Source organism: Krasilnikovia sp. MM14-A1259, from assembly GCF_047159535.1.
Classification (GTDB): domain Bacteria; phylum Actinomycetota; class Actinomycetes; order Mycobacteriales; family Micromonosporaceae; genus Actinoplanes.
The window spans coordinates 737,643-761,471 of sequence record NZ_BAAGAJ010000002.1 but is presented as its reverse complement, the minus strand read 5'-3'; the positions used below and the strand labels follow the sequence as shown (position 1 = coordinate 761,471).

The following is a 23,829-nucleotide window of genomic DNA, read 5'->3' as shown; positions in this document are numbered from 1 at the left end:
ATGAGCTGTTCGCGCGGGGTGCGGGCGGCGGTGCCGGTGCCGGCGAAGTCGGGGGCGGGCAGGGCGGCCCGGTCCAGTTTGCCGTTGACCGAGACCGGCAGCGCATCGAGCGCGACGAACGCGGAGGGCACCATGTACTCCGGCAGCCTCGCCCGCACCGCGCCGACGTCGACCGGGCCGCCGACGACGTACGCGACCAGGTGCGCGACGCCGGGACGGTCCTCGCGCAGCAGCACCACGGCCGAGTCCACGCCCGGTTGTGCCACCAGGGCGGCCTCAATCTCGCCCAGCTCGACGCGCAGGCCCCGGATCTTCACCTGGCCGTCGCCGCGCCCCAGGAACTCCAGCGCACCGGCAGAGTTCCAGCGGACCTGGTCGCCGGTGCGGTACATGCGCTGCCCCGCCGGGCCGTACGGGTCGGCGACGAACCGGCCCGCGGTCAGGCCGGGCCGTCCCCGGTAGCCGCGGGCCAGCTGGACGCCGGACAGGTACAGCTCGCCGGGCACACCGGCGGGCACCGGCCGCAGGTGCGGGTCGAGGACCTTCACCGCCGTGTTCCAGACCGGCGCGCCGATCGGCACGGTTGCGTCGCCGCAACCCCGGGCGGCGGGCCAGGACGTGACGTCCACGGCCGCCTCGGTGGGCCCGTACAGGTTGTGCAGGGCGGTGCCGGGCAGCAGTTCGTGGCAGCGTTCGGCGAGCGCGGTGGACAGGGCCTCGCCGCTGCAGATGATCCGGTGCAGTCCGGTGCAGGCCGCGGCGGCCGGGTCGGCGAGGAACGCGGCGAGCATCGACGGGACGAAGTGGACCGTGGTGACCCGCTCGCGTCGGATGAGCTCCGCCAGATAGGCGGGGTCGCGGTGCCCGTCCGGGCGGGCCACCACCAGCGTCGCGCCGGTGATCAGTGGCCAGAAGAACTCCCACACGGACACGTCGAAACCGGCCGGGGTCTTCTGCAGCACCCGGTCGCCGGCGGCCAGGCCGTACTCGTGTTGCATCCAGCGGAGCCGGTTGACGATCGCGGCGTGCTCGACCGCGACACCTTTGGGCGCCCCGGTGGAACCGGACGTGTAGATCAGGTACGCCGGGTGGCGCGGCCCCGGCGCGACCGGCGTCACGTCCGGGTCGGGCAGCGGCGCGTCCAGGAGGATCGGCGGGGGCCCGGTCACGCGGTGCGCCGTGGCGGCGACCGCGAGGACCGCGGCCGGGCGGGCGTCGTCCAGCATGGTCGCCAGCCGGGCGTCCGGGTGGTCCAGGTCCAGCGGCAGGTACGCGGCCCCGGCCCGGCACACCGCGAGGATCGCCACGACGAGCTCGGCCGAGCGGGGCAGCGCCAGCGCCACCACCCGTTCCGGCCCCGCCCCGGCCGCGGCCAGCACCCGGGCCAGCCGTTCGGTCCGCGCGTCCAGTTCCCGGTACGTGAGGGCGGCCCCGTCGGGGCCGACCAGCGCCACCGCGTCCGGGGTGGCGGCGGTCTGCGCGGCGACCAGTGCGGGCATCGTCGCCGCGGGCAGATCCCGGGTCTCGCCGGTACCGGCGGCCAGGATCGCGTCCGTGCCGGCCGCGTCGAGCAGGCCGGTCCGGCCGACCGGGACGTCCAGCCCGGCGCCCAGCCCGTCGACGACGGCGAGCAGTGCCGCCGCGAGCCTTCGCGCGTACGCCGCGTCGAACAGGTCGGGCCGGTACTCGACCGCGAGCCGCAGGGTGGGACCGGGCTCGGCGATCAGCGTCAGCGGGTAGTGGGTGGCATCGTGGCCGTCCGTGCCGATGACCGGAAGGCCGTCGTCGCCGGGCTCGTCGTCCGGGTAGTTCTCGAACACCACCAGCGTGTCGAACAGTTCCCCGTGCCCGGCGGCCCGCTGGATGTCGGTGAGTCCGAGGTACTGGTGTTCCATCAGCGCGGACTGTTCGTCCTGGATCCGGTCGAGCAGCGCGTGCGCCGGCTCGGCCGGGTCGAGCCGGACCCGGACCGGGACGGTGTTGATGAACAGGCCGATCATGGTTTCGACGCCGGGCAGCTGCGGCGGCCGGCCGGCCACGGTCGCGCCGAACACCACATCGTCCTGGCCGGTGAGCCGGGCCAGGACCAGCGCCCACGCGGCCTGCACGACCGTGTTGAGGGTGAGGCCTCGGGCCCGGGCGAGAGCCCCGAGTTCGGCGGTGCGGGCCGCGGGCAGCTCGACCTCGGCGACCTCCGGGGTGGGCACGGCACGGTCCGCGTCCACGACGGGTCCGGTGACGGCCCGGGAATCCGGGGCGGGGGGCCCGGCCGCGGTGACGACCTGGTCCGGCCCGGCGGGGACGAGCTGTGCGGGCCCGGCAGCGGGGGCGACCTGAGTAGGCCCGGCCAGGCCGGTGAGGGCGGCGGCCCAGGCCCGTTCGGCGCGGACCCGGTCCTGACCGGACAGCCAGGCCAGATAATCCCGGAACGGGCGGCCCAGCGCGGGCGCCGCCTCGCCGTCGCGGTACAGCGCGGACAGCTCCGCCAGCAGCGGCCCCCGGGACCAGCCGTCGAGCAGCAGGTGGTGGTGAGTGAGCACGAGCTTGTGGGTGTCCGGGCCGGTGTGCACCAGCGCGAACCGCACCAGCGGCCCCGCGGCCGGATCGAACCGCTGTCCCTCGCCGGCAACGGCCTGCTCCCACGACTCGTACTCGGTCCAGGGCGCTGCGGTGGACGCGGGCGGAACGACGCTGACCAGAGTGCCGGAGCTCAGGTGGTGGAACGAGGCGCGCAGGTTGCCGTGCCGGTCCAGCAGGGCCTGGCACGCGGCGCGCAGCCGCACGGGGTCGATCGGCCCGGCCAGGTCGACGACCATCCGTACGGCGTAGACGTCGGGGCCGGTGTCGTCGAGCAGCGTACGGAACAGCAGCCCGGCCTGCAGCGGCGACAGCGGCAGCACCTCGTGGACGTCGGTGCCCAGCGCGGCCAGTTCCCGCCGGTCCGCGTCGGTGAGGCTGACCAGCGACAGGCTGGCCGCAACGGTGTCGGCCCCGGTGAGCGCGTCCGCGACCGTGACCAGCCGGGCCGGGGTCCGGTGCTGGAACACCTGCCGTGGGGAGATCACCAGCCCGGCGGTGCGGGCGCGGCCGACGAGCTGCATGGACATGATGCTGTCCCCGCCGAGCGCGAAGAAGTCGTCGTCGATGCCGACCTGCGGCACGCCGACGACCTCGGCGAACACGTCGCACAGCAGCTTCTCGCGGGGGGTGCGCGGTGCCCGTCCGGCGGCGCCGGCGGCGAAGTCGGGTGCGGGCAGGGCGGCCCGGTCGAGCTTGCCGTTGACCGAGACGGGCAACGCGTCCAGCGCCACGAACGCGCCCGGGACCATGTGGTCGGGCAGCACCGCGGCCACGTCGGCCCGCAGGCCGCTCAGGTCGGCGCCGGGCACGACGTACGCGACGAGGCGTGTGGTCCCGCCGTCGGTGCGCAGCACCACGGCGGCCTGCCGGACCCCCGGCTGGCGGGCGACGACCGCCTCGATCTCGCCGAGTTCCACCCGGAAGCCGCGGATCTTGACCTGGTGGTCGGCGCGGCCGACGAACTCGATCGCACCGTCCGCCTTCCAGCGCACCAGGTCGCCGGTGCGGTACATGCGGGAACCGGGGGTCGCGAACGGGTCCGCCAGGAACCGTTCGGCAGTCAGGGCGGCCCGGTTCAGGTAGCCGCGGGCCAGGCCGAGCCCGCCCAGGTACAGCTCGCCGACCGTGCCGGCGGGCACCGGTTGCAGGCCGCTGTCCAGCACGTACGCGAGCTGGCCGGGATCGGGGTGACCGATCGGCACGGTGCCGGTGGTGACCGGCGCGCACTCCCACAGGGTCGCGTTGACGCTGGTCTCGGTCGGGCCGTACGCGTTGAACATGCGCCGCCCGGCGGCGAACCGCTCGGCCAGCCGGGGCGGCACCTCCTCCGTGCCGACCAGCATGGACACGCCGAGCGGCAGCCGGCAGTCCGCGGGCAGCGCGCCCAGCACCGACGGTGGCAGCGCGAGCTGGGTGACCTCGTGTTTGGTGAGGTAGTCGATCAGCGGCGCGCCCGGGACGCGCAGCTCGGCCGGAACCACCACGAGCGCGCCGCCGGACAGCAGCGCCTGGCACATCTCCCAGTACGCGAGGTCGAAGCTGGGCGAGGCGAACAGCAGCACCCGGCTCGTCTCGGTGACGCCGAGCCGCTGCTGCTGGGTGGCGAGCAGTTTGGCGACGCCTTCGTGGGTGACCACGACGCCCTTGGGTTGCCCAGTCGAGCCGGACGTGTAGATCACGTACGCGGCGTCGTGGACGTCCGGGTCCCGCGGGTCGGCCTGCGGCCCGGTGGCGGTGACGTCGAGGGCGGGCAGGTCGCCGGGCAGGCCGGCGCGGGTGATCGCACAGGCGGGGGCGGCGTCGTCGAGCATGTAGCGCAGCCGGTCAGCGGGATAGTCCAGGTCCAGCGCGAGATACGCGGCACCCGAACGCAGCACCCCGACCAGCGCGGTGACCAGGTCGGTGCTGCGGGGCAGCGCGACCGCGACGACGTCGCCGGGCCCGACACCGCGTCCCGCCAGGGTACGGGCCAGCCGGGCGGAACGGGCGTCCAGTTCGGCGTAGGTGACCCGTTCGTCGGCGAAGACCACCGCGACGTGGTCCGGGTACGCCGCGGCCATCTGCGCGAACCGGCGCGGGAACGTGGTGGGCGCGATGCCGTCGGTGCTGCCGTTCCATCCGAGGATGGTCGCGCGTTCGTCGGCGTCGAGGACGTCGATCCGCCCGACCGGGCGGGCCGGGTCGGCGGCGATCGCGGTGAGAATGCGGACGAGACGGTCGAGCAGGACCCGGATGGCGGCGCGGTCGAATACGTCGGCGCGGTAGCGGATCTCCAGGTTGATCCGGTCCCCCGGCTCGGCGATCAGCACCAGCGGGTAGTGGGTGGCGTCCTCGTCGTGCACCCGGGCGACCTGCAGGCCGGGAACGGTTTCGGCGCCGGAGTCCGGGTAGGACTCGAACACGGTCAACGTGTCGAACAACTGGCCGTGCGCCGCCACCCGCTGGATGTCGGCGAGCCCCAGGTACTGGTGCTCGATCAGCGCGGCCTGCTCGTCCTGCAGGCGTACCAGCAGGTCGCGGGCGGGTTCGGCCGGGTCGATCCGGACCCGGACCGGGACGGTGTTGATGAACAGGCCGATCATCGACTCGACGCCGGGCAGTTGCGGCGGGCGGCCGGACACGGTCGCGCCGAACACGACGTCGTCGCGGCCGGTCGTGCGGGCCAGCAGCAGCCCCCACGCTGCCTGGATCAGCGTGTTGAGTGTGAGGCCATGGCCGCGGGCCAGGCCGGTGAGGCGGGCGCTGAGCGTGGGCGGCAGCGCGGTCTCCACCGAGTCCGACACGACCGGCTCGGTCGCCGTGCCCGCGGGCGCGACGCGGGTCGGCCCGTCCAGGCCGGACAGCGCCTGCCGCCAGGCGGCCGTCGCGGCCTGGCGGTCCCAGCGCGACAACCACGACAGGTACGCCTTGTACGGGGTGACCGGCGGCAGCGAGCCGGGCCGGGCGTACCCGTCGAGCAGTTCCCGCACGAGCAGCGGCGCCGACCAGCCGTCCAGCAGGATGTGGTGGTGGGTGATGGTGAGCCGGTGCAGGTCGGCGGCCAGCCGGGTGAGCGTCATGCGCAGCAGCGGCGGGCGGGTCATGTCGAAGCGCCGGGCGCGGTCGGCGTCGGCGAGCCGGGCCAGTTCGGTGTCGCGTTCGGCCGCGGGCAGTGCGCTCAGGTCGTGTTCGGTCCAGGGCAGCCGGGCGCGGGCGGGGATCGCCGCGACCGTGGTCCCTTTGCCGGTACGGCGGAAGCCGGCGCGCAAGTTGGCGTGCCGGTCGAGCAGCGCCTGACCCGCCGCGCGCATCCGGGCGGCGTCCAGCGCTCCGGTGAGGTCGAGCGCGGTGGACACGGTGTAGACGTCGGGCGTTTCGGAGTCGTACAGGGCGTGGAAGAGCAGGCCCTGCTGCAGCGGCGACAGGGGCAGGACGTCCTCGAGGCCGGTCTTGTTGGTCACTGGGTCTCCCACTCGGCTTCGAGGTCGGCGAACTCGGCTTCGAGGCTGTCGATGTCGTCCTGGCTCAGCTCGACCAGGTCCAGGTCGGACGGGGTGTGGCCACCGGCGCCGGGATCGGCGGCGTACGCGGCCAGGCCGTGCAGCGCGGCCCGCCACCGCCCGGCCAGATCATTGACCTGTGCCTCGGTGAGCAGGTCGCGCGGCCACGTGAACGTGGCGTGGAGCCGGGGACCGTCCGGGTGGTCCTCGGTCGTGGCGGTGATGTCGAGCGGGTAGTCGGCGGGCATGCCGTCGTCGGCGCCGCCGCCCCAGCCCTCTCCGGCCGGCTGCCACGGCGCGGCCCCGGCATCTCCGGCGGCGAAGCGGCCCAGGTAGTTGAAGCCGATCTGGGGCGGCCGGTGGGCGCCGAGCACGGCCGCGGTGTCCGGGTTCAGGTGGCGCAGCAGGCCGTACCCGAGGCCGTTGTCCGGTACGGCCCGCAGCCGTTCCTTGATGGTTTTCAGCGCATCGCCCGGGTCCTCGGCGCCGAGGTCGAGCCGCACCGGGTATTCGCTGGTGAACCATCCGACCGTGCGGGACAGGTCGGTGCCGGGTACGAGGTGTTCCGCGCGGCCGTGCCCTTCCAGGGTGATCAGCCAGCCGGTGCCGCCGGACCAGTCGCGCAACGCCAGGGCGAGCCCGGCGAGCAGCACGTCGTCGATGGTGGCGTGGAAGCCGGACGGCACGGTGGTCAGCAGCGGCCGGGTGTGTTCCGGCGGCAGTCCCATGCTCAGTTCGTCGCACGTGGCGGTGGTGTCGCGGGTGGGGTCCAGGGGGCGGCTGCCGAGCGCGGCCCGCGGCCCGTCCAGCACCCCGGCCCAGTACGGCATCTGGGCCACGGTCGCGGCGTCCCGGGAGAGGCGATCCAGTTCCCGGGCCCAGCGCCGGAACGACGTACCGGCCGCGGGCAACACGATCGGCTGCCCGGCCGTACGGGCAGCCCAGGCGGTGGCGAGGTCGGGCAGCAGGATCCGCCAGGACACCCCGTCGACCGCGAGGTGGTGCACGACGAGCAGCACGTACCCGGGCTCGAGCAGGACCGCCTGCACCATGATGCCGCCCGCGGGGTCGAGCCGGTCCCGGGCCTCCGCGGCAATGCCGGGCAGCGCCGCTGCGTCGAACGGCGCGGTCCGGACGAGGCCGCGGGCGCGGTTGTCGGGGGCGGGTTCCGGGATGTGCATGCCGTCCGTGGTGACGCGGGCGCGCAGCAGGTCGTGCCGGTCGATGAGAGCCTGCAGGACCTCGCGCAGGCTGTCGGTGGTGAGGTCGTCCGGGGCGCGCAGCAGCATGGACTGGCTGTAGCCGCGGGTCGGCCCGGGCACCTCGTGCAGCCAGCGCATGACCGGGGTGAGTGGGGCGGTCCCCCACGCCTCGCGCGGGTCCTCCGCGACGGCGGTGTCCACAGTGGCCGCCGCGGCGAGCCCGGCGGGGGTCTTGTGACGGAACACGTCGCGCGGGCTGACGCCGAGACCGGCGGCGCGGGCGCGGCTGACGAGCTGGATGGAGACGATGCTGTCGCCGCCGAGCGCGAAGAAGTCGTCGTCGATCCCGACCGTGGGCAGTCCCAGCACCTCGGCGAACAGATCACACAGCGTCCGCTCCCGGGTGGTGCGGGCGGCACGGCCGGTGCTCAACGCGGTGAAGTCCGGGTCCGGCAACGCGGCCACATCCAACTTCCCCGCCACCGTCCGCGGCAACACATCCACCTCCACAAAGGCTGCCGGAACCATGTACTGCGGCAACCTCGCCCGCAACGCCTCCACATCCACCGGGCCACCCACCACATACGCCACCAGGCGACCGTCCCGCACCACCACCGCACTCTGCCCGCCCAACGCCGCCTCGATCTCACCCAGCTCCACACGGAACCCGCGCACCTTCACCTGACCATCCGCGCGACCCGCGAACCCCAACACACCCCCGGTCGACCAGCGCGCCAGATCACCCGTGCGGTACATCCGGCTCCCCGCCGGACCCCACGGATCCGCCACAAACCGCTGCGCGGTCAACCCCGCCCGGCGCAGATAGCCGTGCGCCAGGCAGGGACCGGCAACGTAGAGCTCACCCACCACACCCCACGGCACCGGCCGCAACGCCGCATCCAACACATAGGTCCGCACGTTCGCCAGCCGGTACCCCACCCGATCCGGACCGTCCCACCCATACGCGTCGACGGACGCCTCGGTCGGGCCGTACAGGTCGTGGCACGCCAGGCCCGGCGTCGCGCACACCCGCTGCCACAACTGCGCATCAATCGCCTCACCACCGACCAGCAGCACACGCAGACCGGTTTCGAGGATGCCCGCGGGCACGAGCTCCCGCAGGTAGGTCGGGGTCACGTCCAGCACGTCGACCCCGTGGTGACGCACGTACGCCACCAGCGCGGCGTCGTCGCGGTACTCGTCATCGTCGAGCACGTGCAAGGCGTGCCCGTCGAACAGCCACAACAGCGGCTCCCACGAACCGTCGAACGTGAACGACGCCACGTGCGCCACGCGAAGCCCGCGCTCCCGCATGAGGTGTTTCCGATGGGTGTGGAACAGATTCACGATCCCCCGATGCGGCACCACCACACCCTTCGGCACACCCGTCGAACCCGACGTGTAGATCACGTAGGCGGGATCGTCGGGCGACACCGCGGGAATCGGGGCGGCGTGGGCCGCTGCGGGCAGATCCGGGCCCACGATCAGGCGGGGCCCGGTCCACGGCACATCGATGCCTGCGGTCGTGACGAGCATCGCCGGGGCGGCGTCGTCGAGCATCCCGGCGATCCACTCGGCGGGCTGGCAGGCGTCCAACGGCAGATACGCGGCCCCGGCCTTCAGCACGCCCAGGATCGCGGGCACCGTCAGCGGACGGGCCGTCGCCAGCGCGACCAGGGCCCCTCGCCCGACGTTCTCCCCCGCCAACGTGCCGGCCATCCGCGACGACCAGTCGTCCAGCTCCGCGAACGTCCAGGACCGCCCGCCCGACACCAGCGCCACCGCACCCGGGGTCGCATCCACCTGCGCCCGGAACAGATCCACGATCGACCCGCCCGGCACCTCCACCTCGGCCACCGGCCCGATCCGCTCCCGCGCGTCGAGCACATCGATGCGCCCGATCGGCACGGAGGCGTCGCGGGTGACCGCCGTGAACACGCGCAGCAGCCGGTCCACGAGGTGTTGTGCCGTGTCCCGGTCGTACAGGTCGGTGGCGAACTCCAGCGTTCCTTCGACTCCGTTGCCGTCGGGGGCGTCGGTGAAGTCGAACGACAGGTCGAACATCGCCACCCGGTGGCCCACCGGCTCCGGTCGCGCATCCAGATCGGCGAGCCGCCACCGGTCGCTGCTGCCGGGCAGGTACGACACCATGGTCTGGAACAACGGATGCCGCCCCAGAGAGCGCACCGGATTCAACACCTCGACCACATGCTCGAACGGCACCTCCTGCCGATCGAACGCCGCCAGATCCGTCTCCCGCACCCGCCCCAACAACTCCCGAAACGACGGATCACCCGACGTATCAGTACGCAACACCACCGTGTTCACAAAGAACCCGACCAACCCGTCCAACACCGCATCCGGACGACCCGCCACCGGCGAACCCAACGGAATGTCCGTACCCCCACCCAACCGCGTCAACAACACCGCCACCGCCGCCTGCACCACCATGAACAAGCTCGTACCGGTCGTGCGGGCCAGGTGCCGCAGATCCTGGGCCACCGTGCCGGGCAGCGCGAACTCGATCACCTCTCCCCGGTGGCTCGCCTCGGCGGGCCGCGGCCGGTCAGTAGGCAGATGCAGCTCCTCGGGGAGCCCGGCGAGCGCCGCACGCCACAGCTCGGTCTGCTCGGCGAAACCGTCCGCCTGATCACGCTGCCACAGCGCGAAGTCGGCGTACTGGACCGGCAGGGGCGCGAACGCGGGGGCCCGGCCGGCCAGCCGGGCCTCGTACGCGACGGTGAGGTCGGCTCGCAGCGGCTCGTCGGACCATTCGTCGCCGGCGATGTGGTGCAGCAGCAGAAGCAGCACGTGTTCGTCCGGTCCGGCGGGGAACGCCTGGACCCGCAGCGGCGGTTCCCGGTCGAGCGCGAAGCCGTGTCCGGCGGCGTCGGTGAGGTCGGCCGTCGCGTCAAGGAACTCGACCGGCACCGCGTCCGGTTCAAGGATCCGCTGGTACGGCGTTCCACGGTCGTCCGGGAAGATCGTGCGCAGTGTCTCGTGGCGGGCCACGACGTCGCCGACTGCGGCGGTCAGCGCATCCGGGTCGAGGCGACCCCGCAACCGCCACGCGATCGGAATGTTGTACGTCGGATCCGGCCCCTCCAACCGGAACACAAACCACAACCGCCGCTGCGCAAACGACAACGGCACCCGCACCGGCCGCTCCCGCACCACCACCGGCACCCGCGACGAACCCACCAACCGCGGCAACAACGCCGCCACCGACGGCGCATCAAACACCGCCCGCACCGCCACCTCAACACCCAACACAGCACGCACCCGACCCGCAAGACGCATCACCAACAACGAATGCCCACCCAGAGCAAAAAAGTCGTCGTCGATTCCCACCGACGGCAGCCCCAACACCTCGGCGAACAGATCACACAGCGTCTGCTCCCGGGACGTGCGGGCGGCACGCCAGGAGCTCAACGCGGTGAAGTCCGGGTCCGGCAACGCGGCCACATCCAACTTCCCCGCCACCGTCCGCGGCAACACATCCACCTCCACAAACGCTGCCGGAACCATGTACTGCGGCAACCTCGCCCGCAACGCCTCCACATCCACCGGACCACCCACCACATACGCCACCAGGCGACCGTCCCGCACCACCACCGCACACTGCCCGCCCAACACCGCCTCGATCTCACCCAGCTCGATGCGGAACCCGCGCACCTTCACCTGACCATCCGCGCGACCCGCGAACTCCAACACCCCGCCCGCCGACCACCGCGCCAGATCACCCGTGCGGTACATCCGGCTCCCCGCCGGACCCCACGGATCCGCGACGAACCGCTGCGCGGTCAACCCCGCCCGGCGCAGATAGCCGTGCGCCAGGCCGGGACCGGCAACGTAGAGCTCACCCACCACACCCCACGGCACCGGCCGCAACGCCGCATCCAACACATACGTCCGCACATTCGCCAGCCGGTACCCCACCCGACCCGGACCGTCCCACCCATACGCGTCCACAGATGATTCCGTCGGACCGTACAAGTCATGACACGCCAGGCCCGGCGTCGCGCACACCCGCTGCCACAACTGCGCATCGATCGCCTCACCACCGACCAGCAGCACACGCAGACCAGCGTCCAGCACCCCCGCGGGAACAAGCTCCCGCAGATGCGTGGGAGTCACGTCCAGCACGTCCAGCCCGTGCTCGCGCAGACAACCCACCAAGGCCCGCGGATCGCGACACACCTCCGCATCCACCACATGCAACGTGTGCCCATCCAGCAGCCACAACAACGGCTCCCACGAACCGTCAAACGTAAACGACGCCACATGCGCCACCCGCAACCCACGCTCCCGCATCAGATGCTTCCGATGACTGTGGAACAAATTCACAATCCCCCGATGCGGCACCACCACACCCTTCGGCACACCCGTCGAACCCGACGTGTAAATCACGTACGCCGCATCCCCGGCCCGCGGCCCGACGGCTGCCGACAGCTCGACCGGGCCGGCCGAAGCGGCGAACATCCCGGAGGGGCCGATCAGCACACGCGGACCCGACCACGCCACCTCAGCGCCCTCGGCGGCGATCAGCAGCGCCGGTCCCGCGTCGTCCAGCATCGCCGCGACCCGGCCGGCGGGCTGGTGGGCGTCCAGCGGCAGATACGCGGCCCCGGCCTTCAGCACGCCCAGGATCGCGGGCACCGTCAGCGGACGGGCCGTCGCCAGCGCGACCAGGGCCCCTCGCCCGACGCCCTCCCCCGCCAACGTGCCGGCCATCCGCGACGACCAGTCGTCCAGCTCCGCGAACGTCCAGGACCGCCCGCCCGACACCAGCGCCACCGCACCCGGGGTCGCATCCACCTGCGCCCGGAACAGATCCACGATCGACCCGCCCGGCACCTCCACCTCGGCCACCGGCACGATCCGCTCCCGCGCGTCGAGCACATCGATGCGCCCGATCGGCAGCGACGGGTCGGCGGCCACCGCCGCCAGGATCCGCTGCAGGCGTTCGACCAGTTGGTGCGCGCTGTCATGCTCGTACAGATCGGTGGCGTATTCGAGCGCGCCGCGCACCCCTTCGGTGGTTTCGAAGAAGTCGAACGACAGGTCGAACATGGCGACCTGCTGGCGTACGGGCTCGGTCTCGACGCGCAGTGATCCGAGGTGCCAGGTGCGGTCGGCTTCGCCGAGGTAGGACACCATGGTCTGGAACAACGGATGCCGCCCCAGAGAGCGCACCGGATTCAACACCTCGACCACATGCTCGAACGGCACCTCCTGCCGATCGAACGCCGCCAGATCCGTCTCCCGCACCCGCCCCAACAACTCCCGAAACGACGGATCACCCGACGTATCAGTACGCAACACCACCGTGTTCACAAAGAACCCGACCAACCCGTCCAACACCGCATCCGGACGACCCGCCACCGGCGAACCCAACGGAATGTCCGTACCCCCACCCAACCGCGTCAACAACACCGCCACCGCCGCCTGCACCACCATGAACAAGCTCGTACCGGTGGAACTGGCCAGTTCGCGCAGTCGCGCAGTGACGTCGCCGGGCAGGTCGAAGGGCACGACGTCGCCGCGGTGGCTGGCCGCTGCCGGGCGGGCCCGGTCGGTGGGCAGGTGCAGCTCCTCGGGGAGCCCGGCGAGCGCCGCACGCCACAGCTCGGTCTGCTCGGCGAGCCTGTCCGCCTGATCACGCTGCCACAGCGCGAAGTCGGCGTACTGGACCGGCAGCGGCGGGAACGCCGGGGGTTGCCCGGCGCACCGAGCGGTGTAAGCGGCCACGAGGTCGCGGCGCAGCGGCACGTCGGACCATTCGTCGCCGGCAATGTGGTGCAGCAGCAGAAGCAGCACGTGTTCGTCCGGGGCGATGCGGAACAGCCGGGCCTGCAGCGGCGGTTCCTCGTCGAGCTGGAAGCCGTACGCGCCGACGGCCGCGAGTCGCCCGGCGAGATCCGCCTCGGCGATCTCTTCGACGGGCATCGTCACGGGCGCGGCGGGCAGCACCCGCTGGAACGGTTCCCCGTCGTGGTCGCCGAAAACGGTCCGCAGTGTCTCGTGGCGGGCCACGACGTCGCCGACCGCGGCGGTCAGCGCATCCGGGTCGAGGCGACCCCGCAACCGCCACGCGATCGGAATGTTGTACGTCGGATCCGGCCCCTCCAACCGGAACACAAACCACAACCGCCGCTGCGCAAACGACAACGGCACCCGCACCGGCCGCTCCCGCACCACCACCGGCACCCGCGACGAACCCACCAACCGCGGCAACAACGCCGCCACCGACGGCGCATCAAACACCGCCCGCACCGCCACCTCAACACCCAACACAGCACGCACCCGACCCGCAAGACGCATCACCAACAACGAATGCCCACCCAGAGCAAAAAAGTCGTCGTCGATTCCCACCGACGGCAGCCCCAACACCTCGGCGAACAGATCACACAGCGTCTGCTCCCGGGACGTGCGGGCGGCACGCCAGGAGCTCAACGCGGTGAAGTCCGGGTCCGGCAACGCGGCCACATCCAACTTCCCCGCCACCGTCCGCGGCAACACATCCACCTCCACAAACGCTGCCGGAACCATGTACTGCGGCAACCTCGCCCGCAACGCCTCCACATCCACCGGACCACCCACCACATACGCCACCAGGCGACCGTCCCGCACCACCACCGCACACTGCCCGCCCAACACCGCCTCGATCTCACCCAGCTCGATGCGGAACCCGCGCACCTTCACCTGACCATCCGCGCGACCCGCGAACTCCAACACCCCGCCCGCCGACCACCGCGCCAGATCACCCGTGCGGTACATCCGGCTCCCCGCCGGACCCCACGGATCCGCGACGAACCGCTGCGCGGTCAACCCCGCCCGGCGCAGATAGCCGTGCGCCAGGCCGGGACCGGCAACGTAGAGCTCACCCACCACACCCCACGGCACCGGCCGCAACGCCGCATCCAACACATACGTCCGCACATTCGCCAGCCGGTACCCCACCCGACCCGGACCGTCCCACCCATACGCGTCCACAGATGATTCCGTCGGACCGTACAAGTCATGACACGCCAGGCCCGGCGTCGCGCACACCCGCTGCCACAACTGCGCATCGATCGCCTCACCACCGACCAGCAGCACACGCAGACCAGCGTCCAGCACCCCCGCGGGAACAAGCTCCCGCAGATGCGTGGGAGTCACGTCCAGCACGTCCAGCCCGTGCTCGCGCAGACAACCCACCAAGGCCCGCGGATCGCGACACACCTCCGCATCCACCACATGCAACGTGTGCCCATCCAGCAGCCACAACAACGGCTCCCACGAACCGTCAAACGTAAACGACGCCACATGCGCCACCCGCAACCCACGCTCCCGCATCAGATGCTTCCGATGACTGTGGAACAAATTCACAATCCCCCGATGCGGCACCACCACACCCTTCGGCACACCCGTCGAACCCGACGTGTAAATCACGTACGCCGCATCCCCGGCCCGCGGCCCGACGGCTGCCGACAGCTCGACCGGGCCGGCCGAAGCGGCGAACATCCCGGAGGGGCCGATCAGCACACGCGGACCCGACCACGCCACCTCAGCGCCCTCGGCGGCGATCAGCAGCGCCGGTCCCGCGTCGTCCAGCATCGCCGCGACCCGGCCGGCGGGCTGGTGGGCGTCCAGCGGCAGATACGCGGCCCCGGCCTTCAGCACGCCCAGGATCGCGGGCACCGTCAGCGGACGGGCCGTCGCCAGCGCGACCAGGGCCCCTCGCCCGACGCCCTCCCCCGCCAACGTGCCGGCCATCCGCGACGACCAGTCGTCCAGCTCCGCGAACGTCCAGGACCGCCCGCCCGACACCAGCGCCACCGCACCCGGGGTCGCATCCACCTGCGCCCGGAACAGATCCACGATCGACCCGCCCGGCACCTCCACCTCGGCCACCGGCACGATCCGCTCCCGCGCGTCGAGCACATCGATGCGCCCGATCGGCAGCGACGGGTCGGCGGCCACCGCCGCCAGGATCCGCTGCAGGCGTTCGACCAGTTGGTGCGCGCTGTCATGCTCGTACAGATCGGTGGCGTATTCGAGCGCGCCGCGCACCCCTTCGGTGGTTTCGAAGAAGTCGAACGACAGGTCGAACATGGCGACCTGCTGGCGTACGGGCTCGGTCTCGACGCGCAGTGATCCGAGGTGCCAGGTGCGGTCGGCTTCGCCGAGGTAGGACACCATGGTCTGGAACAACGGATGCCGCCCCAGAGAGCGCACCGGATTCAACACCTCGACCACATGCTCGAACGGCACCTCCTGCCGATCGAACGCCGCCAGATCCGTCTCCCGCACCCGCCCCAACAACTCCCGAAACGACGGATCACCCGACGTATCAGTACGCAACACCACCGTGTTCACAAAGAACCCGACCAACCCGTCCAACACCGCATCCGGACGACCCGCCACCGGCGAACCCAACGGAATGTCCGTACCCCCACCCAACCGCGTCAACAACACCGCCACCGCCGCCTGCACCACCATGAACAAGCTCGTACCGGTGGAACTGGCCAGTTCGCGCAGTCGCGCAGTGACGTCGCCGGGCAGGTCGAAGGGCACGACGTCGCCGCGGTGGCTGGCCGCTGCCGGGCGGGCCCGGTCGGTGGGCAGGTGCAGCTCCTCGGGGAGCCCGGCGAGCGCCGCACGCCACAGCTCGGTCTGCTCGGCGAGCCTGTCCGCCTGATCACGCTGCCACAGCGCGAAGTCGGCGTACTGGACCGGCAGCGGCGGGAACGCCGGGGGTTGCCCGGCGCACCGAGCGGTGTAAGCGGCCACGAGGTCGCGGCGCAGCGGCACGTCGGACCATTCGTCGCCGGCAATGTGGTGCAGCAGCAGAAGCAGCACGTGTTCGTCCGGGGCGATGCGGAACAGCCGGGCCTGCAGCGGCGGTTCCTCGTCGAGCTGGAAGCCGTACGCGCCGACGGCCGCGAGTCGCCCGGCGAGATCCGCCTCGGCGATCTCTTCGACGGGCATCGTCACGGGCGCGGCGGGCAGCACCCGCTGGAACGGTTCCCCGTCGTGGTCGCCGAAAACGGTCCGCAGTGTCTCGTGGCGGGCCACGACGTCGCCGACCGCGGCGGTCAGCGCATCCGGGTCGAGGCGACCCCGCAACCGCCACGCGATCGGAATGTTGTACGTCGGATCCGGCCCCTCCAACCGGAACACAAACCACAACCGCCGCTGCGCAAACGACAACGGCACCCGCACCGGCCGCTCCCGCACCACCACCGGCACCCGCGACGAACCCACCAACCGCGGCAACAACGCCGCCACCGACGGCGCATCAAACACCGCCCGCACCGCCACCTCAACACCCAACACAGCACGCACCCGACCCGCAAGACGCATCACCAACAACGAATGCCCACCCAGAGCAAAAAAGTCGTCGTCGATTCCCACCGACGGCAGCCCCAACACCTCGGCGAACAGATCACACAGCGTCTGCTCCCGCGAGGTGCGCGCCACCCGCCCACCCCCGGAACCGAACTCCGGCGCCGGCAGCGCCGCCACGTCCAGCTTCCCCGCCACCGTCCGCGGCAACACATCCACCTCCACAAACGCTGCCGGAACCATGTACTGCGGCAACCTCGCCCGCAACGCCTCCACATCCACCGGACCACCCACCACATACGCCACCAGGCGACCGTCCCGCACCACCACCGCACTCTGCCCGCCCAACACCGCCTCGATCTCACCCAGCTCCACACGGAACCCGCGCACCTTCACCTGACCATCCGCACGACCCGCGAACCCCAACACACCCCCGGTCGACCACCGCGCCAGATCACCCGTGCGATACATCCGGCTGCCTGGCGCGCCGAAGGGATCCGGGACGAACCGGTGGGCGGTGAGTCCCGGCCGGTGCAGATACCCGTCGGCCAGGCCGGTTCCGGCGACGTACAGCTCGCCGAGCGCGCCGGGCGGCACCGGGCGCAACGCGCCGTCGAGCACGTACGTCCGCACGTTGGCAAGCCGGTACGCGGACCGCTCGGCGCCGTCCCACCCGTACGCGTCGACGGACGCCTCGGTCGGGCCGTACAGGTCGTGGCACGCCAGGCCCGGCGTCGCGCACACCCGCTGCCACAACTGCGCATCAATCGCCTCACCACCGACCAGCAGCACACGCAGACCAGCGTCCAGCACCCCCGCGGGAACAAGCTCCCGCAGATGCGTGGGAGTCACGTCCAGCACGTCCAGCCCGTGCTCGCGCAGACAACCCACCAAGGCCCGCGGATCGCGACACACCTCCGCATCCACCACATGCAACGTGTGCCCATCCAGCAGCCACAACAACGGCTCCCACGAACCGTCAAACGTAAACGACGCCACATGCGCCACCCGCAACCCACGCTCCCGCATCAGATGCTTCCGATGACTGTGGAACAAATTCACAATCCCCCGATGCGGCACCACCACACCCTTCGGCACACCCGTCGAACCCGACGTGTAAATCACGTACGCCGCATCCCCGGCCCGCGGCCCGACGGCTGCCGACAGCTCGACCGGGCCGGCCGAAGCGGCGAACATCCCGGAGGGGCCGATCAGCACACGCGGACCCGACCACGCCACCTCAGCGCCCTCGGCGGCGATCAGCAGCGCCGGTCCCGCGTCGTCCAGCATCGCCGCGACCCGGCCGGCGGGCTGGTCCAGGTCGAGGGGCAGATACGCGGCGCCGCTGCCGAGTACCCCGAAGACGGCCGGCACCATCAGGCCGCGCGGCAGCGCGAGCGCCACCAGGTCGCCGCGGGTCACGCCGCCTTCGCGCAGCAGCGCGGCGAGTCCGGCCGCCCATTCCTGCATTTCGGCGAACGTCCACGTACGCCCGTCGGCGACCAGCGCCACGGCGTCCGGGGTTCGGGCCACCTGCTCGCGCAGCAGCCCGGTGATGGTGGTGCTGGGCACCGGTGCCGCGGTGTCGTTCCCGTCGTGCAGGATCCGGGCCCGCTCGGCCGGGGTCAGCACGTCGAACGCGGCCGCAGGCGCGTCCGGGGTGGCGCAGATCCGGGTCAGGACCAGGGTCAGCCGGTCGAGCAGGGTGTCCGCAGCCGCCTGCGTGAACAGGTCGCCGCGGTACTCCAGGTCCAGGTGCAGTTGCGGGCCGGGCCGGGCGGTCAGCGTCACCGGGTAGTGGGCACAGTCGCGGATCTGGGCGCCGGTGACCCGTACGCCGCCGGGCACCTCGGGCAGAGTCTCACCGAGCGGGTAGTTCTCGAAGACGGTCAGCGTGTCGAACAGGTCGCCGTGCCCGGCGATCCGTTGGATCTCGGCCAGTCCGAGATGCTGGTGGTCCATCAGCCGTGCCTGGCCGTCCTGCAGCTCACGCAACGCCACCACGACCGGTGTGGCCGGGTCCAGCCTGATCCGCACCGGGACGGTGTTGAGGAACAGGCCGATCATCGTGCCGGCCCCGGCGAGTTCCGGTGGACGCCCGGCCACGGTGGCGCCGACCACCACGTCGGTGCGCCCGGTCAGCGCGCCGACCACGATTCCCCAGGCGCCCTGGACCAGCGTGTTGAGCGTGAGCCCGCGGGAGCGTCCGAGCGCGGTGAGCCGGGCGGTCAGGTCGGCGGGCAGGTCCCGGACGAGCCGGTCGGGGACGACCGCGCGGGCCGGTGGGCGCGCGGCGAGCAGGGTGGGGCCGTCCAGCCCGGCCAGGGCGTCGCGCCACGCGACCTCGGCGGCCCTCCGGTCCTGGGCCGCGGTCCAGGCGAGGTACGCACGGAAGTCGGCGGGCTCGCCCAGTTCGTCGCCGCGGTACAGGGCGAACAGCTCGTCCAGCAGCAGCGGCACGGACCAGCCGTCGAGCAGCAGATGGTGGTGCGTGACCACGAGCCGGTGCTGGTCTGCGCCCAGCCGTACCAATGTCATCCGCAGCAGCGGCGCGGTGGCCGGGTCGAACCGGGTGGCCAGGTCGGTGTCGAGGAAGCCGGGCAGTTCGTCCGCGGTCAGGGCCAGTTCGGTCCAGGGCAGGGGTACGTGGCGGCCGACGATCGCGGCGGCCTGCCCGTTCTTGCGCCGCCGGAACGCGACCCGCAGGTTGGGTCGCCGATCCAGCAGTCCCTGTCCGGCGCCGCGCAGCCGCGCGGCGTCGACGGGGCCCTCGAGCGCGATGGTGAGCTGTCCGGTGTAGACGTCCGGCCCGTCGCCCGCGAGGTGCACGTGGAAGAGCAGACCTTCCTGCAGCGGGGTGAGCGGCAGGATGTCGGCGATGCCGGTGGCCGGTGCGGTCGTCACGGAATCTCCCACTCGGCTTCGAATTCGTCGATCTCGTCCTGGCTCAGCGCCAGCGTCAGGTCGGACGGGGTGAGCCCGCCCGCGGCCGGTCCCCGGGCGTGGTCGACGAGCGCTTGCAGGGCGGCGAACCATCCGGCGGCGAGGTCGGCCACCGCGGCGGCGTCCAGCAGGTCGGACGGGTGCGCCCAGGTGACGCCGAGTTCCGGTCCGGTCGCGGTGTCCTGCACGTACGCATTGATTTCGAGGGTGTACGGCGCGACCGGCATGCCGAGGTCGAAGCCGCCGGCCAGGATGCCATGGCCCGCAACGTGTTGCCAGTCGGCGCCCGGGGTGGCCGCGAACCGGCCGAGGTAGTTGAAGCTGATCTGCGGTGCCGGGCACGCGGCGAGCGTGGGTTCGGTGTCCGGGTTGAGGTAGCGCAGCATGCCGTACCCGATGCCGTGGTCGGGCAGCGCGCGGAGCTGTTCCTTGACCCGTTTCAGCGCGGTGCCCGCGCCGGGGCCGCCGGCCACGGCGTCGGTCAGGTCGATGTCGCCGGGGTCGAGGCGCACCGGGAAGACGCTGGTGAACCAGCCGAGTGCCGGGGTGAGGTCGGCGTGCGCGACGACCTGTTCCTCGCGGCCGTGGCCTTCCAGCGCGATGAGCACGGACCGTTCGGCGGTGCCGCGCCACCGGGCGACCGCGAGCGCGAGCGCGGTGAGCAGCACGTCGTTGATGCCGGCGTGGAAGGCCGCGGGGACGGTGGTGAGCACCGGTTCGGTGGTGGCGGCGCCCAGGTGCACGGTGTGCCGGGTGACCGTGGCGAGGTCGTCGACCGGTCGCAGCGGCCGGTGCGACAGCAGCGGGTCCGGGCCGGTGAGGATGCCGTGCCACCGCGGGAGCTCGGCGACGCGGTGCGGCGCGGTGGCCGCGGCGCGCAGGTCGGTGGCCCAGCGCCGGAACGAGGTGCCGCGGTGGGCCGGCTCGCGCTTCTCCCAGGCAGCGGCGAGGTCGGCGGGCAGGATCCGCCAGGAGACCCCGTCGACGATGCTGTGGTGGATGACCAGCAGCATCCGGCCCGGCGCGGACGGCCCGGCGTCGAACCACACGGCCTGCGCCATGATGCCCCGTTCGGGGTCGAGGCGGCCGGCCGCGGCCTGCTCCTCTGCTTCCACACAGGCGTCCGGTCCGGCCCGGGTGAGCCACGGCTCGACCGTGCCGCGGGGTGCGACGCGCAGCAGGCCGGCCGCGTCGGGGGTGGCGCGGATCAGCCGGGCGCGCAGCAGGTCGTGCCGGTCGGTGAGCGCATTCAGTACGGCCACCAGGTCGCCCTCGGCGGCACCGGCCGGGGTGGTGAGCACGATGGACTGGCTGAACGCGGCGATCGGCCCGCCGGTCTCGTCGAGCCAGCGCAGGATCGGGGTGAACGGGATGTCGCCGATGCCGTCGTCGGGCCGGTCCTGGTGGCCGGTGTCGAGGTCGGTGACGACGCCGGCGAGCGCGGCGACCGTACGGTGCTCGAACACCTGCCGGGACGTGCAGATCAGCCCGGCGGCGCGGGCACGCAGCACGAACTGGATGGACATGATGCTGTCCCCGCCGAGGCTGAAGAAGTCGTCGTCGATGCCGACTCCGGGCACCCCGAGCACGTCCGCGTACAGGTCGCAGAGGAGTTTTTCGCGCGGCGTTCGGGGGGCGGTGCCGGTGGCCAGCGCCGCGTGGTCGGGGGCGGGCAGCGCGGCCCGGTCGAGTTTGCCGCTGGTCAGCACTGGCAGCCGGTCGAGCAGCACGAACCCGGTCGGCACCAGGTGGGTGGGCAGCCACGACTCGGCGTGCAGGCGCAGCGCTTTGACCAGCGCGGCGGGGTCGTTGAACGCCGCGGGCGTGTTGGCGTGCGGGACCACCGCGCCGGGCCGGTACGCGTCGGCCGGTGCCGCCCCGAGCTGGAAGACGACGTCGAGTTCGCCGGTGGTGGAGGTGCTGTCCCAGGTGACCGCGACCCGGTAGCCGTGGCCGTCGGCCAGGTCGTGGAAGTCCTCGACCGCCGGGCCGGTGCGCCGGTGGTGGGGCACCCCGCTGACCCGCAGTCGCGGCGGGCGCGCGGCGAGCCGCTCGCGTACCGCGTCCAGGCTGCCGTGCCATGGGTACGCGGCCTCCGCCACGTCGCCGGCGGTGGGGGCGGGTGTCCGGGTCAGCACCACGTCGTAGCGGTAGCGGCTGAGCTCGTTGTCGTAGCGTCCCCGTTTGACGCGTACGTCGACACCGCGGATCGCCGGGATCCGCAGGGTGGTGAAGTAGTCGGGGTCGAGTAGCAGTTCGCGTTCGGCGTGTATGGCCGCGTCGATGTCCGCGTCCGGCCGTCCGGCGTGGATCGCCCGGTGCAGCATCCGGTGCAGGCGCAGGTTGCGGACGTCGCCGACGAAGATCGCGCCGCCCGGGGTGAGCCGCCGGGCGGCGGCGTGCAGCACCGCGCTCAGGTAGTCGGCGTTCGGGAAGTACTGGACCACGGAGTTGATGACGACCGTGTCGAACCACCCGGCCGGTACGCCGTCCAGGTCGTGGGCGGGCTGGGCGCGCAACGTGACCCGCTCGGCCAGCCCGGGGACGGTGCCGACGGCGCCGCGCAGCGTCTCGATGGCCTCCTCGGACAGGTCGAGACCCCAGTAGCTTTCGCAGTACGGGGCGAGCCGGGACAGCAGCAGCCCGCTGCCGACGCCGATCTCCAGGACGCGGCGGGGTTGCAGCTCCCGGATCCGGTCGACGGTGGTGTCGCGCCAGGCGCGCATCTCGTCGAGCGGGATCGGGCCGCCGTCGAAGCTGCTGTTCCAGCCGGTGAAGTTCTCGTCGAAGCGTTCGGCCCGACCGGCCTGATAGAGCAGTTCGTGCAGGTCCTTCCACTCGGCGACGTGCGCCTCGGACTGCCGCGCCGCGGACTGCGCCGGCACGACGTACGCGGCAAGCCGGACGTCGCCGGGCCGGTCTTCGCGGGCGATGACCGCGACCTGGCCGACCCCGGGGTGGCGGGCCAGCACGGATTCGATCTCCCCCGGTTCGATCCGGTAGCCGCGCACCTTGACCTGGTCGTCGACGCGGCCGAGGAAGTCGAGCCGGCCGTCGTCGCGGCGGCTGGCCAGGTCGCCGGTGCGGTACATACGCCCGCCCGGCGGGCCGTACGGGTCGGCGAGGAAGCGCTGCGCGGTCAGGTCGGGGCGGTTGACGTAGCAGCGGGCCAGGCCGGGCCCGGCGAGGTACAGCTCGCCGGGAGCACCCGGCTCGACCGGCCGCAACCCGGCGTCGAGCAGGTACGTGCAGGTGCCCGGGTCGGGCCGGCCGATGGGGACGGACGGGCCGTCGTTCGCCTGCGGGTCGCACTCGCCGAGCGTGGAGTTGACCGTGGCCTCGGTCGGCCCGTACGCGTTGAACATGCGGCGGCCGGGCGCCCAGCGGGCGACCAGTTCGGTGGAGACCCGTTCGGTGCCGGCCAGCAGGATGCCGGGCGGCAGTTCACACTCGGCGGGCAGCGCCGCCAGCAACGCCGGGGGCAGGATCATGAAGTTGGTGCGGTGCTTCATGGCGTATTCGGTGAGGGCCGGGCCGGGCACGCGGCGGTCGGCGGGGACGATGACCAGCCGTCCGCCGGAGAGCAGGGCGAGGCACAGGTCCCAGAACGCCACGTCGAAGCTGGGTGACGCGAAGTGCAGTACCCGCACGTCCGGGGTGAGGCCGAACCGTTCGAACTGGGTGGACAGCAGCTTGGCGACGCCGGTGTGGGTGAGCAGCACCCCCTTGGGGCGGCCGGTCGAGCCGGACGTGTAGATCAGGTACGCGGCGTGCTCGACGCGCTGGCCGCGGCGGTCGGGGTCCGTGGCGGGCAGCCCGGCCAGCTCGGCGGCGAAGCCGGGATCGTCGAGCAGCAGCCGAGGCACACCGTCGGTACGCGGCACAGCGCCGGTCACCTCGGTGGTGGTGATCAGGCAGGCGGGCCGGGCGTCGCCGACCAGGTAGGCCAGCCGTTCGGCCGGGTCGGCCGGGTCCAGCGGCAGGTAGGCGCCGCCGGCCTTGAGCACCGCGAGTTCCGCCACGATCATGTCGACCGACCGGGGCACCGCGAGACCGACCACAGCGTCCGGGCCGACCCCGCGGGCGACCAGGGCGTGGGCCAGCCGGTTGGCGCGCGCGTCCAGCTCGGCGTACGTGACCTCGGTGTCCTCGAAGGTCACGGCCACCGAGTCCGGGTCGCGGGCGACCACCGCCGCGAACAGGTCGGGCATGGTGGCCGAGGCCACGGTCAGGGGGCCGCCGCTGACGTGCTGCCCTCGATCGGCGGGTGCGCCGGTGCTGCCGGTGATCTGCAT

The 23,829-nt window shown here is 72.4% G+C and carries 3 protein-coding genes (1 of these 3 cut by a window edge); all 3 read right to left on the bottom strand.

Features of this window, described 5'->3' with window-relative positions:
* Tightly spaced (each overlapping or abutting the next), the 3 genes in view from ACMCNK_RS03170 to ACMCNK_RS03160 form a layout consistent with a single transcriptional unit that may run on beyond the window.
* A protein-coding gene (locus tag ACMCNK_RS03170) for an amino acid adenylation domain-containing protein (protein ID WP_412734871.1) crosses the window boundary here: on the bottom strand, nt 1-6,020 show its 5' portion. Its footprint begins 4,780 nt before the window's first position; 6,020 of the gene's 10,800 nt are visible here — the first part of the coding sequence; the start codon lies at nt 6,018-6,020; the stop codon falls past the left edge of the window.
* On the bottom strand, nt 6,017-19,495 hold the full coding sequence (locus ACMCNK_RS03165; protein WP_412734870.1) for an amino acid adenylation domain-containing protein: 13,479 nt from the start codon (nt 19,493-19,495) through the stop codon (nt 6,017-6,019). The genes ACMCNK_RS03170 and ACMCNK_RS03165 overlap by 4 nt, the downstream gene beginning before the upstream one ends.
* Nucleotides 19,492-23,829 carry an amino acid adenylation domain-containing protein gene (locus tag ACMCNK_RS03160; RefSeq protein WP_412734869.1) on the bottom strand — a complete coding sequence of 1,446 codons (4,338 nt, stop codon included), beginning with the start codon at nt 23,827-23,829 and terminating at the stop codon, nt 19,492-19,494. The genes ACMCNK_RS03165 and ACMCNK_RS03160 overlap by 4 nt, the downstream gene beginning before the upstream one ends.